The 17,451-nt window shown below is 32.0% G+C and carries 15 protein-coding genes; 3 read left to right on the forward strand and 12 right to left on the reverse strand.

Going from position 1 to position 17,451, the window contains the following annotated elements:
• Positions 1–84 precede the first annotated feature (84 nt).
• The 3 genes from menI to NGI30_RS05785 all read right to left on the reverse strand — a co-directional run bounded on the left by menI (position 85) and on the right by NGI30_RS05785 (position 5,403).
• Positions 85–537 (reverse strand): 1,4-dihydroxy-2-naphthoyl-CoA hydrolase MenI, encoded by a 453-nt coding sequence (menI, locus tag NGI30_RS05775; protein ID WP_251519025.1) that lies wholly within the window; start codon positions 535–537, stop codon positions 85–87.
• A gap of 149 nt (positions 538–686) precedes the next feature.
• Positions 687–3,392, reverse strand: a complete 2,706-nt coding sequence (gene acnA, locus NGI30_RS05780) for an aconitate hydratase AcnA (protein ID WP_251942994.1) — start codon at positions 3,390–3,392, stop codon at positions 687–689.
• A gap of 355 nt (positions 3,393–3,747) precedes the next feature.
• Positions 3,748–5,403: a glycine betaine uptake BCCT transporter gene (locus NGI30_RS05785; protein ID WP_251516768.1), complete on the reverse strand. Its 1,656-nt coding sequence runs from the start codon at positions 5,401–5,403 to the stop codon at positions 3,748–3,750.
• A 210-nt stretch (positions 5,404–5,613) separates the two neighbouring features.
• Here NGI30_RS05785 and mscL point away from each other — a divergent pair, with 210 nt between their 5' ends.
• On the forward strand, positions 5,614–5,973 hold the full coding sequence (gene mscL / locus NGI30_RS05790) for a large conductance mechanosensitive channel protein MscL (RefSeq protein ID WP_251516766.1): 360 nt from the start codon (positions 5,614–5,616) through the stop codon (positions 5,971–5,973).
• A gap of 200 nt (positions 5,974–6,173) precedes the next feature.
• Here mscL and sbcC read toward each other — a convergent pair whose 3' ends face one another.
• From sbcC to NGI30_RS05815, 5 genes are all read right to left on the reverse strand, one after another.
• Positions 6,174–9,203, reverse strand: coding sequence for an exonuclease subunit SbcC (sbcC, locus tag NGI30_RS05795; protein ID WP_251942996.1), 3,030 nt, complete (start codon positions 9,201–9,203; stop codon positions 6,174–6,176).
• Positions 9,204–10,334, reverse strand: a complete 1,131-nt coding sequence (gene sbcD, locus NGI30_RS05800) for an exonuclease subunit SbcD (RefSeq protein WP_251516762.1) — start codon at positions 10,332–10,334, stop codon at positions 9,204–9,206.
• Between the two features lie 143 nt (positions 10,335–10,477).
• Positions 10,478–10,945, reverse strand: coding sequence for a CcdC family protein (locus tag NGI30_RS05805; RefSeq protein WP_251516760.1), 468 nt, complete (start codon positions 10,943–10,945; stop codon positions 10,478–10,480).
• Positions 10,946–11,184: 239 nt separating this feature from the next.
• Positions 11,185–11,370 (reverse strand): hypothetical protein, encoded by a 186-nt coding sequence (locus NGI30_RS05810; RefSeq protein WP_251516758.1) that lies wholly within the window; start codon positions 11,368–11,370, stop codon positions 11,185–11,187.
• A 184-nt stretch (positions 11,371–11,554) separates the two neighbouring features.
• A complete protein-coding gene (locus NGI30_RS05815) occupies positions 11,555–11,905 on the reverse strand; it encodes a hypothetical protein (RefSeq protein ID WP_251942997.1) in 351 nt (116 codons plus the stop codon).
• 339 nt (positions 11,906–12,244) lie between these two features.
• On the opposite strand from NGI30_RS05815, the gene NGI30_RS05820 reads away from it, so the two are divergent.
• Positions 12,245–12,484 (forward strand): YneF family protein, encoded by a 240-nt coding sequence (locus NGI30_RS05820; protein WP_251516754.1) that lies wholly within the window; start codon positions 12,245–12,247, stop codon positions 12,482–12,484.
• A 320-nt stretch (positions 12,485–12,804) separates the two neighbouring features.
• Here NGI30_RS05820 and tkt read toward each other — a convergent pair whose 3' ends face one another.
• The 3 genes from tkt to sosA form a co-directional block, all read right to left on the reverse strand.
• On the reverse strand, positions 12,805–14,793 hold the full coding sequence (gene tkt, locus NGI30_RS05825) for a transketolase (protein ID WP_251943000.1): 1,989 nt from the start codon (positions 14,791–14,793) through the stop codon (positions 12,805–12,807).
• A 92-nt stretch (positions 14,794–14,885) separates the two neighbouring features.
• The gene (locus NGI30_RS05830) at positions 14,886–15,119 is read right to left on the reverse strand and encodes a DUF896 domain-containing protein (RefSeq protein WP_251516750.1); all 234 of its coding nucleotides are present in this window, start codon (positions 15,117–15,119) and stop codon (positions 14,886–14,888) included.
• 113 nt (positions 15,120–15,232) lie between these two features.
• Positions 15,233–15,466: a DNA damage-induced cell division inhibitor SosA gene (gene sosA, locus NGI30_RS05835; protein ID WP_251943002.1), complete on the reverse strand. Its 234-nt coding sequence runs from the start codon at positions 15,464–15,466 to the stop codon at positions 15,233–15,235.
• Between the two features lie 141 nt (positions 15,467–15,607).
• Between sosA and lexA the strand changes: the two genes are divergently transcribed.
• On the forward strand, positions 15,608–16,231 hold the full coding sequence (lexA, locus tag NGI30_RS05840) for a transcriptional repressor LexA (RefSeq protein WP_251943003.1): 624 nt from the start codon (positions 15,608–15,610) through the stop codon (positions 16,229–16,231).
• A gap of 199 nt (positions 16,232–16,430) precedes the next feature.
• On the opposite strand, the gene NGI30_RS05845 is transcribed toward lexA, so the two are convergent.
• Complete coding sequence (locus tag NGI30_RS05845; RefSeq protein WP_418128581.1) at positions 16,431–17,414, reverse strand: CAP domain-containing protein; 984 nt, start codon at positions 17,412–17,414, stop codon at positions 16,431–16,433.
• Positions 17,415–17,451 lie beyond the last annotated feature (37 nt).

The raw sequence follows: 17,451 nt of genomic DNA on the forward strand, positions 1-17,451 counted from the left end.
TTAAGAAAATATAATTGATCATATAAAGAGGAGCTGGATAGAATCTTAAATTTTTAAGATTCTATCCAGCTCCTCATTTTACAGTTATTTTGTTACTTCGTAAGTTTCCCCTGCTTTGTTTCTTTTTTCAATTTCCTGGTATTTCTCATGCCATTCAGGGAAATATTTATCTAGTCGAATAGGTTTAAAATCACTTTTCTTAATACATGTAAGCGTCGTTGAACCTGTTGTAGCAAGCTCCCCTGCTTCATTATATATTTCATAGCGATAGCAGGATCTCAAACGAGAATATTTTTCTACCCATGTTTTTATTTTGACCTTTTCAGGATATGTAATGGATTTAATATACTTAATATCTAAATCTGTTACTGGTGAAATAATGCCACTATCTTCCATGTCTTTATAACTAAATCCTAATTTATAAATATAGTCTGTTCTAGCTACTTCAAACCAAGTAGGATAGTTACCATGATAAATAAACCCCATTTGATCCGTTTCCTGATAACGAGATTCAATTTCTGTAATACTGTAAATCATCATTTATTCCTCTTTTCAAACATCTTTGCTATTAGCAATATTAACATACAACGTGAAAAATACAGAAACTTTATCGCTCACATAATAAAATAAAGGCTAGGACAATGTTTGCCCTAGCCTTATTTATAGATATAATTTCAAAATATATCTTATGAGTTAGCTAATTTCTTTCTTAGAACAAGTTGTAAGATACCACCGTGACGATAGTAATCTAATTCAACGTTTGAATCGAAACGAGCAATAGCTTCGAATTCTACAACTTCACCACTATCTTTCTTAGCTTGGACTTTAATTAAGTCATGTGGTTTCACATCTTCAGTAATTTCTACTGAGATTTCTTCTGTACCGTCAAGGCCTAAGCTATCTGCTGATTCGCCATCTTTAAATTGTAATGGTAATACACCCATCATAACTAAGTTTGAACGGTGAATTCTTTCATAGCTTTGAGCGATAACTGTTTTAACACCTAATAAGTTTGTACCTTTAGCTGCCCAGTCACGAGAAGAACCCATACCGTAATCGTTACCAGCTAGTACTACTAAACCAGTGCCATCTTCTTTATATTTCATAGCTGCATCGTAGATAGGCATTTGTTCACCAGTTGGCCAGTAAGTAGTAAATCCACCTTCTGTACCTGGAGCTAATTGGTTCTTAATACGAATATTAGCAAATGTACCACGTACCATTACTTCATGGTTACCACGACGTGAACCATAAGAGTTGAACTGACGAATAGGTACATTGTGATCTAATAAATATTTACCTGCTGGTGTATCTTTACCAATCGCACCTGCTGGAGAAATATGGTCAGTTGTCACTGAATCACCGAATTTACCCATTACACGTAAACCATTTAATGGTTCGATAGTGCCAGGTTCTTTAGACATATCTTGGAAGAATGTTGGGTTTTGGATGTAAGTAGATTCAGGATCAAAGTCGTAAAGTGGACGATCAGTAACATCGATTTCATTCCACATTTCGTTGTTGTTGTATACAGTTTCATATTCTTCTTTGAATAATTGTGGTGTAACTGCATTATCAACTGTATCTGCAACTTCTTTAATTGATGGCCAGATATCTTTAAGGTAAACATCTTCGCCGTCTTTACCTTTACCTAATGGTTCGTTTTGTAAGTCGATATCTACAGTTCCCGCTAAAGCATACGCTACTACTAATTGCGGTGATGCTAAGTAGTTCGCTTTTACTAATGGATGGATACGACCTTCGAAGTTACGGTTACCAGATAATACTGAAGTAACAAGTAAGTCTTCGTCAGCAATTGCTTTTTCAATTTCTTCCATCAATGGACCTGAGTTACCGATACAAGTTGTACAACCGTAACCAACTAAGTTAAATCCAAGTTGATCTAAATAAGTTTGTAAACCTGAATCTCTTAGGTAACCTGTAACAACTTTTGAACCAGGTGCTAGTGATGTTTTTACGAAATCAGGTACTTCTAAGCCTTTTTCTACAGCTTTTTTCGCTACTAATCCTGCACCTAACATTACATATGGGTTAGATGTATTAGTACATGACGTAATTGCGGCAATCGCAATGTCACCTGTTTTCATTGTTGAAGTATGACCGTCATTGAATTTGATTTCTGCAGTCTTATCAAATTCTTCTTCTGTTAATCCATGTCCTTGGTTACCAGCTGGAGCTGTAACTGATTTTTCGAATTCTTCTTTCATATCACTTAAGAAGATTAAATCTTGTGGACGTTTTGGACCTGATAATGAAGCTTCTACAGTAGATAAATCTAAATCAACAACGTCAGTATATTCTGGTTCGTCATTATCTACAGTAAAGAACATATCATTTTCAGTTAAGTATGTTTTTACAAGATCGATTTGTTCATCAGAACGACCTGTTAAACGCATATATTTTAATGCTTCTTCATCAACTGGGAAGAAACCACAAGTAGCACCATATTCTGGAGCCATGTTAGCAATTGTTGCACGGTCAGCTAATGGTAAGTGTTGTACACCAGGACCGAAGAATTCAACAAATTTACCAACTACGCCTTTTTTACGTAATTCTTGAGTTACGCGTAATGCTAAGTCAGTAGCTGTAGAACCTTGTGGTAATGCGTTAGTTAATCTTACACCAATAACTTCTGGAATTGGGAAATATGAAGGTTGTCCAAGCATACCTGCTTCGGCTTCGATACCGCCGACACCCCAACCTAATACACCAAGACCGTTAATCATAGTTGTATGAGAGTCAGTACCTACAAGTGTATCTGGGAAAGCAACTGTTTCACCTTCGTCTTCACGTGCGTGAACAACATTTGCTAAATACTCTAAGTTAACTTGGTGTACGATACCTGTTGCAGGTGGTACAGCGCTATAGTTATTAAATGCTTTTGTAGCCCAGTTTAAGAATTGGTAACGTTCATAGTTTCTTTCGAATTCTAATTTCATGTTACGTTCTAATGCATCTGGGTTTGCGTAACTATCAACTTGTACAGAGTGGTCGATAACTAAGTCAACTGGTACTTCTGGGTTGATTTTGTTTAAGTCCCCACCTACGTCGTTCATAGCTTTACGTAATGAAGCTAAATCAACTACGGCTGGAACACCAGTGAAGTCTTGTAAAATAACTCGTGAAGGTTTGAATGGTACTTCGCCCTTAGAACCCTCAGCAAAGTTAGATAATGATTTAATATGTTCATCAGTAATTACAAAGCCATCTTCTTGTCTTAACACAGATTCTAAAAGAACTCTGATTGAATATGGCAATTTAGAAATTTTAGTCAAACCTTGTTCTTCTAAAGTTTTTAAATCATAGTAAGTATACGATTTACCATTAAGGTCGAACGACTTTTTAGCTTGTTGCTTAATATTAGAAGCCATAATATTCCCCCTGAAAATTTTTAAAATATAAAGTTGTTACCTAAATTGTATAATTATATAACGTTTAAAACAACTGAATTACCTAAGAAACTATGTATTTTTGTATTTGAATTTTAAATAGGTACATATAACAAAAACTTATCACTAATCATGTGTGTAATAAGTTATTATTATTAATTGATAATCATTTTCAGTTAAATAATAAATGATGCTGCTTTAATTTCTTTGAAACTGAACTTTTACATTTTGATTTTTGATTATTTTAAGTATTGGTATAAAAAAATCCTAGAAGATTAAAGTAATCTTCTAGGATTTCTCTATTAGAATCTAGGATCTTCCCAGTCTCATTAAGTTATTATTTTTCTGAGTGTTCTTCGTATTTTTCTGCATTTCTTAATGAACTACGTCTTTCAATAATATCATCTTCATAATCATCTTGTTGATGTTGAACGTAATCTTGTAAACGATGTTTATTCGGCGTTAGTGTTAAGCCTAAGAATTTACGTTCTTGGTTCGCATCTTTATAGAATGATATCATCATCATTATTACTACAAAGGAGAACGGCAAGGCACTGATAATCGCAGCACTTTGTATAGCGTTTAATGCTTTAGTACCATCTCCGCCACCAGCTAATAATAATACGAATGCGATAAGTGATTGAGCAATACCCCAAGTTACTTTGACAACATTAGATGGTTCTAATGATCCGTAACTTGTTTGCATTCCTAATACGAACGTAGCTGAATCGGCTGAAGTAATAAAGAATGAACCAATTAATAGTAAGGCAATAATTGATAAAATCATGCCTAAAGGTAAATGATGGAATACCCCGAATAATTGAGTTTCTGGTGTCATTTCAAATAATTTAGGGTGTTTTTTACCTGATTCAATACCAAGTACACCAAACACACTGAACCAAATGAAACTTACGAGAGCTGGAACTAAAAGAACACCTGCGATAAACTCACGAATTGAACGTCCTTTTGATACACGTGCGATGAAAATACCAACGAATGGGCTCCAGCTTAACCACCAACCCCAGTAGTATAATGTCCAACTAGACATCCATTTTTGTTTCTGAGGGTTTTGTGCGGCAGTATCAAATGTATTTAATAAAAATGAATTTAATAGACTACCTGTTGAGCTTGTCATCATGTTTAAGATTAATACTGTAGGGCCGATAATTAATACCGCAATCATTAAAATGGCACCTAAGCTGATATTCAAGTTACTTAAATATTGAATACCTTTACTTAAACCAGACCAAGCACTCATTAAGAATAAAATTGTAACAATTAAAATAATGATGGCTTGTACCCATACATTGTTTGGGATATCAAATAAGTAGTTTAGTCCACCATTGATTTGTAATGCACCCATACCTAGTGATACGGCTACACCTACGACTGTAGCAAATACTGCTAAAACATCAATGATTGTCCCTATTGGACCTTCTACTTTATTACCTAAAATAGGGCGTAATGTTCTTGAAATCAGTCCTGGTTCTCCCTTTCTAAATTGTGCATAAGCAAGTGCTAATGCTACTACACCATAAATTGCCCATGCATGGAATCCCCAATGGAAGAAAGTTGAACGTAAAGCTTCAGTGTACGCCGCTTTAGTTTTAGGATCTGCACTTGGAGGTGCTGCGAAGTCTGACATTGGTTCTGCAGCGCCATAGAATACAAGTCCAATTCCCATACCTGCACTGAATAACATTGCAAACCATGAAATCGTGTTAAACTCTGGCTTGTCGTTCGGTTTACCGAGTTTCAGCTTTCCAATTGGGCTAAAGATTAGGAAAATACAGAAGAATACAATAAACGTAGTAAGAATTAAGTAATACCATCCAAGGTTAGTAGTAATCCATAGCTTAATCTTGTTAGTAACTGTGTCGAATTGAGTTGGTAAAAAAGCACCAATCAAAACAACAATCGCAACAACGATTGCACTATAGATAAAAACAGGAGATATCTTCTTACCGCTTACTTGTTTATCAGAAGAATTCATAATTAATTACTCCCTTTCTTATTCATATGAAATTTTTTAAAATCTAAGCAGAAAAATTGCAAACACTAAACAATTCTACTTTCGATTAACCATTAATTAGAATAACAAACCGAAGTATTATAATCAAATTTAGGTAAAAAAACTATTTTCTTAATATTTCATATGTTGTATAATCAATTTTATATTTTTTAGTTAAGAAAGGATCAGTGTATGTTTAAAGAATTCAAAGAGTTTGCATTTAAAGGTAATGTATTAGAATTAGCAATTGCGGTTGTTATGGGGGCTGCCTTTAATAAAATAGTGACAGCTTTAGTTACATATATCATCATGCCTTTAATCGGATTAATATTTGGTACAGTTAATTTTGCTAAAAGCTGGTCATTTATGGGCATTAAATATGGGATGTTTGTGCAATCTATTATCGATTTTATCATTATTGCTTTTGCATTATTCATCTTCGTAAAAATTGCTAGTACCATTATGAAAAAAGAAGAAGAAACTGAAGAAATTGACGAAAATACAGTGTTGTTAACTGAAATTCGTGACTTATTACGAGAGAAAAATAATTAGAGGTAAAGCGGGAGTGGCACAGAAATCGAATTTTCTAATAGAGATTTCGTAGTCCCACCCCAATAATGATGTCTAGGATTGCAAAAAGCTTGATCTAAGCGTATTTTCAATTCAGACATCTACTGCCAAGTTGAAAAGAGTCTGAGACACCTATTTTTGTCTCAGACTCTCTTTATTTTATATAAAGGAATATTATTAAATCACTGCATTTTGAAACGCGTTGTACTATGATATTGCTTTGTTTCTACTTCTAAAATCAATGGGATACGTTGTTTTAATTCGCTAACATGAGATATGATGCCAACCATTCTACCTGTTGATTTTAAACCAACTAATGTATCTAAAGCTGTCTCTAGTGTTTCTTGATCTAAAGTACCGAATCCTTCGTCAACAAACATTGAATCAAGAGATATACCTCCCGATTCCTCTTGGACGACTTCACTTAGCCCAAGCGCTAAAGCTAAAGAAGCTTGGAAAGTTTCACCGCCTGATAATGAAGTAATATGACGTGAACGATTTGAATGATTATCAAAAACATCAATTTCTAACCCACTGTAACCTTGAGAAACTTGTTGACGTCTAACTAACTGATATCTTTGTCCTGACATTATAGCTAAACGTTTATTAGCTTGAATAAGTATACGTTGTAAATAATGAATTAAAACGTAATTTTCTAAAGTTAGCTTTTGTGGATTCTTTCCTGATAATACTTCTGACAATTGGAATATCTCTTGTTGTTCTTTTAAATCTTCTTCTAACTTTTCCACCATTTGTTTAATAATTTTTATTTTTGTCTCATTAAATTCTACTTTATATTCATGTTGGCTGAGTTGTGAGGCAATTTGTTCATATGATTGTTGCTGTTCTTGTAGTTGTGATTTTAGTTGAGTAATATCTTCTAATTGTTCATTTTCTGTTTGTTTTTTCAATTGCTCAATTTCTATTTCAAGCGTCTGTCTATTCTTCTTATATTGTTCAATTGTGCGTTCCAATTTATCTTTTTCAGGTAAACGTTCCATTACGATTTTTATCTGATCAATAGAATCAAAGCCAATTTTTTTCATCTCTGAATTGATTTGGTTATCCATTTGTTTTAATTCTGCTTTTGTTTCAGAAACGTTTTGACTTAGAAAATGAACATTGTTCTGTTCAATTGATAATTTGTTAGTTAAATTTTGCACAGTGCGCTCTAGTTCAGATAAGGACGTGTCATAGTCTTGTACAGTTTTCAACTCGTGCTTATAATTTTGTACAAATAACGTTACGTCTTGGTATTGTGTTGTTTTTTCAAAATCTTGTATAGTAATTTCGTTTTGTTTGATTTCATGATCGATATTTTTTAATTTCAATTGTGAATCATGTTCAGCTTGATTAAGTTGTTGTAAATGCTCTTTGAGTTGCTCGACTTGTTTATTTTCTTCATTTAACTGCCGTTTCTCATTTTCTTTATTTTGAAGTTGATTTTCTAAGTCATCAGTTTTTGTGTCTGTTTTGATATCTGTTTCGAACTTTGATAGTTGCTCCCTTTTTATACGTAATTCACTCTCGTATTGAATTTTTTTATTTTGTTGTTGATTTAATAAATTTTCTAATTCTGCAATCTCTTGATGTCTTTTCGATATGTCTTCAAAATCAACATGTTGTTCAACTTCTGTTACTTCATGACCACAAATAGGACATTGCTCACCTACTTCTATAGCAGATTGTATATTGGCTATAATTTCTTGTTTATTATTTAAATCAATATTAGATTTATCAATTGATGCATATTTATCTTTTAATAATTGGATTTCATTTAAACTTTGTTCTAATTTTTCTTCAATTTGTATTGTTTCTTCTGCTAATTGTTGATGTTCTTCTTTTCTTTTATCTATTTGTTTTAATTCATTAATATGGCTAGTCAATTTATAAATCTCTTCATTTAAACTTTCAATTTTCGAATAATCTGCTTTCCTATTATTCAATTTATTTTTTTGCTCATTCAATTTATTTTGCTGTTGCTGATACTTATTCGCCATTTCATCATATGTTTCAGTTAATTGTTTTAAGCTATGATATGATGTTTGATATTTTTGAGCATTTTCATAAAATAATTTGCACTGATTTAAAAATTCTCTTTTTTTCTCAATTTCCTCATTATTTGTCTTATATTGATTTAATTCTATTGAATGCGTTTCTAGTTGTTTCGAAATATCAATAACAATATTTTGCTTTTCTTCTAATTCAGTTGTTGTCTTTGCAGTTTTGTCTAATAACTTTTGCTGGGTATCAACAAGTGTTGCAATAGGTCTTACTTCGTTAAGTTCTTTAACTAATTTTTCTTTTGTCTTTATCTCTGATTCTTCAGTTATTAGTTTTTCGTACTCTTCATTTTTAGTTTTTAAATTTTTAAATGCCTCTTCTAACTTTAAATTTTTTTCTAATTTAATTTCAGCATCTTTAAGCATTTTACTTTGAAAGTCTTTTTGTTGTTTTAATTCGTTCTTAATTGAGTGACCTATTTCAGTATATTCTGGTAATAATTCTAGTATTTTTTGTGTCTGTCTAGCTGTGATTTGTTTATGCGCATTCAGTATTTCATTATCAAAAGTATTGATTTCTTGCCAATTTGATTCTAATAATTGATATTGTTGTTCGATATGGGACTTTACTTCATTAATGTCCTCAGATAATTTATTTTGAATATCTACGAATCGTTGACTATTAAATAACGTTCTTAATATCTCTTGTTTCTCTGAACTTTTAGAAAGTAAAAATCTCTTGAATTCACCTTGAGGCAAAATAAATAACTGACGAAATTGTTCAACGTTAACACCTAACAAATCAATTAGATAGCGTTTTCCACTACTAATTTTGCTTTCTATCAATTTATATTGATTATCCACCAATTCATAAATTGATAATTGACCTAATGTTGGGCTTTTATTTCCTTCTTTATGGAAAGCACCTTGGCGAATGATTTTAAATTGTTGATTTCTAATCTTAAACTCGAATTCTACTATCATTGGTGATTTACCATCTGCGAAATGACTGCGTAATTCTCCTTCTTTTCTATCTTTAGTTGAGGCCTCACCAAATAATGCAAACACAATAGCATCGAAAATCATTGTTTTCCCTGATCCAGTCTTTCCACTAATTAAAAACAAATGATTTTCTTGTAACTGTCGAAAGTCTATCGTTTCATTTAAAAAAGGGCCAAAGTTTTTTAATTTAACAACTAATGGTTTCATTTACGCGTCACCTCCATTAAGAAAGTCATTTAATATATAGTTTAATTTATCGTTTTGAGCAGACGTTAACGTTTCATCCGTTATTTCTTCATAAAACTTTTTAATAATCGTTTCGTCTTCAAACTTTTGAATTTCTTCATCTGATTGATAAATAGAAGTATTAAATTCGAATGATTGGTTTGTTAATGCTAAAGTATTTTTATAAATTTGCTTTAAGTGCATCATTGGATCAGTCACATGAGACATATGCTTTAACTTAAAATGCAAATAATTTTCTTTATTTTTTATAGCAAGTCGCTCATGTATAGCATCTTCATAATCACCTTCTACAACTTCCAGTTCTCTCCTAGGTTTTAATGGTATAAACTGATCTTTGATTTGATGTTCCTCTATTTCAACACGTCGATAACCTTTCGCTTGGTTAACTTCTGAAAAAGAATATTGAAGTAAAGAACCACTATAATTAATAAAATCAGAATTAATACTAAATGGATGATGTAAATGACCTAACATGACTTTATCAAACATGTTAAAAGTGTCCTCTTCAACGGATTCCACAGTGCCAATCGTTAAAGGTCTTTCTGATTCAGACCTAATGCCGCCTTGCACTGTTAAATGTCCAATTAATATATTAATATTTTCGTTATTAATTGATTGTTGTATGTATTTCAGGCATTTACTTACTGCTTGTTGATGTGTTGTTATCGAATCATCACTAAAGTAATCCTGAATTTCGTTTATTGTTGCAAATGGCATTGTATAAAAATCAATACCATTTATAGAGATAGGCTTATTCATATCTTCTAGTCGCGTACGAATATAAAATTGTGATCTTTCAAACCAACGTGAACCATAATCTAGTCGTTCTTTACCATCATGATTACCACTAATAATGATTAAAGGAATATGCATTTCTAAATTTAATTTGTTTATTGTTTTTTCAAGCAACTGTATAGCTTCTTTATTTGGATAACTCGTGTCGTACAAATCCCCCGCAATAACAATTACGTCAGGTTGCTCATTGTGCATAGAATTTATAAATTGATCTAAAATATACGCTTGGTCTTCTAATAAAGATTTACCATTAAGTATCTTACCTAAGTGCCAATCACCTGTATGAATAACCTTCATCTTTTCACCTCTTATAGAACGTTTGTTCGTATTAATTTCATTTTATAACATTTTCTTACTCGTTACAAGTACTATATCGAGTTTAAACAAAAAAACTACCAGCCATTTAAGGCTGGTAGATACATCATTACATCTGCTGTTTATTATTTAACTAATGATTTCTTTACTTTTTTAAATTTATAAAGCATGGCTAATCTCCAAGGTACAATCATACAAAATGCTAATAAGAAAAACATACCTGCAACTTCGCCAGGTTCAATTTGGTTACTGACAAAGATTTTAATAACAGTTCGAATTACTAATAAAGAAATTAAAATAATTGGAAAAGCTTTAGAGCGTTTCATATAAATTTCTGTACCGTCTGTTTCAAATCTTGAAGTCCAAATAAGTACAATAGAAAATAAAAATCCTAAGATAATACATTCTAAAATTTCTAAACCTGTTAATCTAAAATACGGAATTACATACATTAATGCACCTGTGGCCATAAAAAATGGTGGTAAAATAATTTTCTTTTCATTGACTGGAAATTTCTGTGCTTTCATACGAATGATTACGACACCAATCCCCATTAAAAAAGCAAAGACAATCGAAAAGACTAAATAGAGCATGCTACACCTTCTTTAAATTTCTATATGTTAAATCACTTTGTTAGTATATCACTTTACACTTTTTAGGTCAGTACCTACTTACTTTATTTCACTATTTACTCACAAATTCACTCTAATATAATTAAAATTTTTCATAGATTAATTTAAAAAGAAAACCTTTCATAGCTACCTAATTTCTAGGAACTGTGAAAGGTTTAATCTCAAAATCAAATTTCGGCTAAATTGATTTTATTATATATTTACATTGTTTGCGTTACATCGTTAGAATTGCATACATCATTTAATAAGTCTCTTAAATAATCCATGTCATGTATTTGCATGGCTTGATGATATTTCTTGAATGAGGCTTCATTAGAAAAATTAATATGCATGTTTGCAAGACGATCTAAAACTTCTTTATCATGCATGGTATAAGCGTCTTTCACTTATTACTACCTCCTTTATGGTTAATTATTATATCAAATATATACTCCGATTTAAAATAATTATTCTGAATATTTAAAATTAAAAAAGCTCGCCGTGATTTTAAACCACGACGAGTCTTATTTCAGCAAATTAATCTCAACATTTTATAACTTTTTTATCTTTATAAAAGGACTTTATTTCAAACTAGTCTAAATCGTATTTACTTAAATCTAAATAGCCTGCACTTTCATATGTTGCAGGTGTAGTATCACCATAATAAACTTTACCAGTATTTTTCATAATTTTAATTTCATACATACCACCAGCGCCAGCTGAATTAGCTAATGAAATTGAGTAATAATCACCTTTATCTACCATACCTTTACCTAATACATCTACGTTCCCGTCTAAATGGAATTCTGTTTCTACACGTTGTAACGCATCATTTTGTAATTCATTTTCACCTTGTGTAGATGCTTGTGCTGGTTGATTAATAAGTAACATCGCTCCTGCAACTAAACTAGCTCCAATTAAACCAAAATTTTTCTTAAACATGTAACATGTTTCCCCTTTCACTTATTTTGTAATCTAAATGTAACATTCTGTAATATTATAGTCAACTAAATGTAATAAATTTATATAAGTTGTATTATTCTGATTAATTTTACACTCAATTAATGATTAATTAAATTTATTTACGAGAGATATTTAATTCTATTCATGAATATACATTAGGCCATTTATAGTTTTAAATGTCGAGTTCTAATTCATTTATTTACAAAGTGAAATTAAACTTGATATAATACTTGGGGTCAGTATATATGATTGGTTTAACCCTTGAAAAAAGGTATAACTTTTAGTAAAATTCATATCGATAGGAAAGTGGGTGAAACAATGCCAGTATGGATCGCTATAATTATCATCGTTTTAGCACTTATTTTAGGATTGGTCGGTGGATTTTTCCTTGCTAGAAAATACATGATGGATTATCTTAAAAAGAACCCACCAATTAACGAAGAAATGTTACGTATGATGATGATGCAAATGGGTCAAAAACCATCACAAAAGAAAATCAACCAAATGATGACAATGATGAATAAAAACCAAGATGCACAATTTAAAAAGGCTAAATAGTCTATGAATAAAGGGATTGAGTGAACTTAAAAAAGTTCGCTCAATCCCATTTTTTTGCCTTAGTAAAAATTTATTTAGCTACATGAAAAATATAATGTATATTATCATTACAATACTGATAGCACTTATAAAATTATTGAAAAATGTTTGTAGTTTTAACTTTTGTATTTTCGTCACTTCTTTTGTCTCTTTTCTGTTAGTGACATATTTTCTATTAATTACATTATATAAATTTATCCAATATTTGTGTATAAAAAAACGATCCGATAGTAAATATCAGACCGTTTTTCAACTTAATTTAAAGTTTTATTTTATATTAATTAAAATGTTTGAATTTGGTTTAATACATTTTCTTTAGTAAAGCCGTATTTTTCTACGACTAAATTGCCTGGAGCACTTGCACCAAATCCATCGATACCAATCACTTTACCTTCTGTTCCAACGTATTTATGCCAACCTAATGGTGATGCCATTTCAATTGCAACACGTTTAGTGATTGAAGAAGGAATGACTGATTCTTTATATTCATCTGATTGTTGATCAAATGCGTGCCAGTTTGGCATTGATACAACACGTACACCTTTTCCTTGAGCTTCAAGATCTTTAGCTGCTTCAATCGCTAAATTAACTTCAGATCCTGTCGCTAATAATAAGAATTCAGGTTCTTGTTTTGATTCAAATACTGTGTAAGCGCCCTTTCTTACACCTTCTTCAACTGTTTCTTTAGATAAGTCCATCGTTGTAAGATTTTGTCTAGTTAAGACAAGAGATGTCGGAGTGCCTTCAGATTCGAGAGCAACTTCCCAAGCAACACGTGTTTCATTACCATCTGCTGGACGGATAACATTCATATTTGGAATTGCTCGTAAACCTGCTAATTGTTCAATAGGTTCATGAGTTGGACCATCTTCACCTACTGCAATTGAATCATGAGTAAAGATAAATGTTGAATTTAATCCCATAATTGATGATAAACGAAGCGCAGGTTTTAAATAGTCACTGAAAACAAAGAATGTAGCCGCATAAGGATGTAAACCACCGTGAGCAGCCATTCCATTTACTGCTGCGCCCATCGCAAATTCACGAACACCAAACCAAATATTTTTACCTTCTGGTGTATCTTTATCAAAGTCAGTTGCTTCTTTCACGTTAGATTTATTTGAACCTGCTAAATCTGCTGAGCCACCGAAGAATGATGGAACTGATTTACTTAAAGCTTGAATAACTTCACCTGAATCAGCACGAGAAGCACCACTATGACCTGCTTCAAATTCTGGTAATTCATCTTTGTAGTTTTGAGGTAATTTACCACTAATAGCTAATTTGAATTCTTCTGCAAGTTCTGGATATTGTTTACTGTATTGTTCTACAAGTTTATCCCAATCATCTTCTTGTTCATTAGCACGTTTTAACATTGTTTGCTGGAATATTTCATAAACCTCATCTGGAACATTAAAACGTTGTTCAGGGTCTAAACCATATTGTTCGAGTGCTAATTTTCTTTCGTCTTCACCTAAAGGTGCACCATGTACCCCATGTGTACCTTGTTTGTTAGGAGCACCAAAGCCGATAACTGTTTTTATTTCAATCATTGTTGGTGCATTTTGTTTTTTAGCTTTTTCAATCGCCTGATCTATCGCATCAATATCGTTACCATCTTCAACTAAAATGTGTTCCCAACCATATGCTTCAAAACGACCTTTAATATCTTCAGAAAATGCTTTATCTAAGTCGCCATCTAAAGAAATATCATTTGAATCATATAGCACAATTAATTTGTCTAGCTGACTATGACCTGCTAATGAAGCAGCTTCATGAGAAATACCTTCCATTAAATCCCCATCAGAAGCAAGTACATAAGTATAATGATCTACAACATTTGCATCTTCTTTATTAAATTTACCTGCTAAATGTTTTTCAGCCATTGCCATACCAACAGACATAGCGAAACCTTGTCCAAGTGGACCCGTTGTAACTTCTACACCGTCTGTATGCTTATATTCAGGATGTCCAGGTGTTTTAGAACCCCATTGTCTAAATTGTTTAAGCTCTTCAAGTTCTAAGCTTCCTGAAACATGCAATAAACTGTAAAGTAAAGCCGATCCATGCCCAGCTGATAACACAAAACGATCTCTATTAAAGAAATCTTTAGATTGTGGATTAAAGTTTAAATGGCGTGTCCATAATGTATATGCCATAGGAGCTGCGCCCATCGGAAGTCCAGGATGCCCTGAATTCGCTTGTTCAACTGCATCGATACTCAAAGCTCTTATTGTATCAATCGCTAATTGATCTTTCTCTCTATTCATCTATATTACTTCCTTTCTACTTGCAAATTTCATAATCATTATACACGATTGATCTTATCTTTAACAAAATAATGTTTATGTTAAAATGCTATCTATTTTTTTGAATCTAATTTTCTCTTAACTTTGTCAGGAGTAACGTCATTCCCTTCTGGGTCAATAACGCGGGTATTTTCAATTTGTTGTTTGAAACTTTTTCTAAAAGAATCTAAATATGCCTTTCTTAATTTAGATTGTTCTTTGGCTTCAGTTTCTGTTAATCCAGTTTCTTTTTTCTTTTTTGCTAATTCATTTATTCGTTTAATATCTACTTGATCTTTGTTACCCATTGTTAACCTCCGTCTTTCATAATATAAAAAATATAACAAAAAAGTGAACGAAACTAAATAGTTTCGCTCACTATCTCCCCAATCCTTAATAATCAAATTGACTTAGAAAAGTTTTAATTCACAGCTAACATCATAGAATGATGATCATGTTCGGTTTCTTTCTTCTCATCTATCGATAATTGATGTTGCAATGAATCTTGTTTAGACACTTGATGATCTTCTAATTCGTACGGATGTTCTGTATTTGCATTATGGTATGCATTTAAGATAAATATACTAAAAATGACCATAGTTACTATCATTACAATTAAATAATTCATAATTTCTTCTTTATATATAGAAAACATTTAACTCACTCCTAGAACGTTTGTTTGTATTTTTAATATACCAGAACGAATGTTCTAAGTCAACACCAAAACGAACAAACGTTTGTAAAAGGTGTTTAAGCATGCTATAATGAAGACAAATTAAATTAGGGAGTGCCTATTATGAAAGAATTAACTAAACGTCAAACTGAAATTTTTGATTTTATTAAGCAAACTGTACAATTAAAAGGTTATCCACCAAGTGTGCGTGAAATTGGAGAAGCAGTCGGATTAGCATCAAGCTCAACTGTACATGGCCATCTATCTCGACTTGAAGAAAAAGGATACATTAAGAGAGACCCGACGAAACCTCGTGCGATAGAAATAGTAAGCGAACAGTTAGGCGAACCAATCAACATGGAAGAAACAATTCATGTTCCTGTTATTGGTAAAGTCACTGCCGGTATTCCAATCACTGCAGTAGAAAATGTTGAAGAATACTTCCCGTTACCAGAACACTTCACATCAACACATAACAGTGATATTTTTATATTAATTGTCATAGGTGATAGTATGATAGAAGCTGGAATTTTAGATGGAGATAGAGTAATCGTTAGAAGTCAAACAATCGCTGAAAATGGTGATATCATAGTGGCTATGACAGAAGAAAATGAAGCGACAGTTAAACGTTTCTACAAAGAAAAAACACGCTATCGTTTACAACCTGAGAATTCAACGATGGAACCAATTTATTTAGAACAAGTGACAGTATTAGGAAAAGTAGTAGGTCTCTTTAGAGAAATGTAATACTGCAAATAAGATATAAAGACACTCTCAAAAAACAAAGAGGTTGAGCGTTATGCTCAACCTCTTATTTTTCATCTTTAATTTCTAAAACTTCTTTTACTTTTTCTAATATATCTTCTGTTTTTTCTTCTTTGTTTGTAGACATATCTTTCTCATCCTCACAAAAGAAATGATACCCATTCAAATTTTCATTTAAACATTAACCGGTATAATCTTCAGTCCAATATGGCTGACGCTCATCATTAAAGTCACTGCCTACCCCTAATGTTTTAAACTTACGATTTAAGATATTTTTCCTATGTCCTAATGAGTTCATTAAGCCTTGATGAGCAAATATACTACTTGTTTGGCCATATGCTAAATTTTCTCCAGCCGTATTAAACTCATGGCCATCCGCTTCCATTCGGTCAAATGGAGATTCTCCTGATTGATTATCATGAGCAAAATATTGATGCTCTGCCATATCTTCACTGTGTTTTCTCGCAGTATCAGATATGCCTGAACTATAATCTAATGTCGAAATACCATGTTGTACTCTTTCCGCATTTACGAGATCAAAGTTCTGTAATTCAAAGCTTTTAGCTAAATTATCTGAAGGTGCACCATATTGTTGTTGTAAACGATTTTCCATTTGATCACTCACTTGGAGCATCGCCGTTAAATTATTGTCATTATGTTCATCATAAAATGCAGTTGTATAAATTTTATTATCATGGAATGTATCATATTCTTTATCTTTTATTTCATATCTTACGAAACCTTTTCTCTTGGCATCTATCGGTTGACCTAACCTATTTCTCACTTTGTCTTTCGGTGTACCATACTTAATCTTTGATTTAGAAGAGATGACATTCTGATTACTATATAAAGCGTTAACTTTATTATCTATATAACTTACCATCACAAATGAACGATAATTATCGTTATAGTAAGTATACCAATTTGTACCATATTCATTTGACGTTACGCGTTTAGCTTTACCTAAATTACGTTCTACTTTACTTTTCGACATATGCATTTGAATATTGTTAAAAGCAAATGCTTGTTTTTCAGGTACTTTTAAAGTCTTTTGAGGTTCTGACGTATCTGATGTCCAACTTGCCACATGAGACTTCACTTGTTGTTCAAATGATTGAATTGGTTTAGGTTCCTTTATAGGTATAATTAACACAATGAGTAACAATGCGACTACATATAATACAAACTTTTTAATCGTTTAC

The sequence above is a fragment of the Staphylococcus sp. Marseille-Q5304 genome, from assembly GCF_943737015.1.
Lineage (GTDB): Bacteria > Bacillota > Bacilli > Staphylococcales > Staphylococcaceae > Staphylococcus > Staphylococcus hsinchuensis.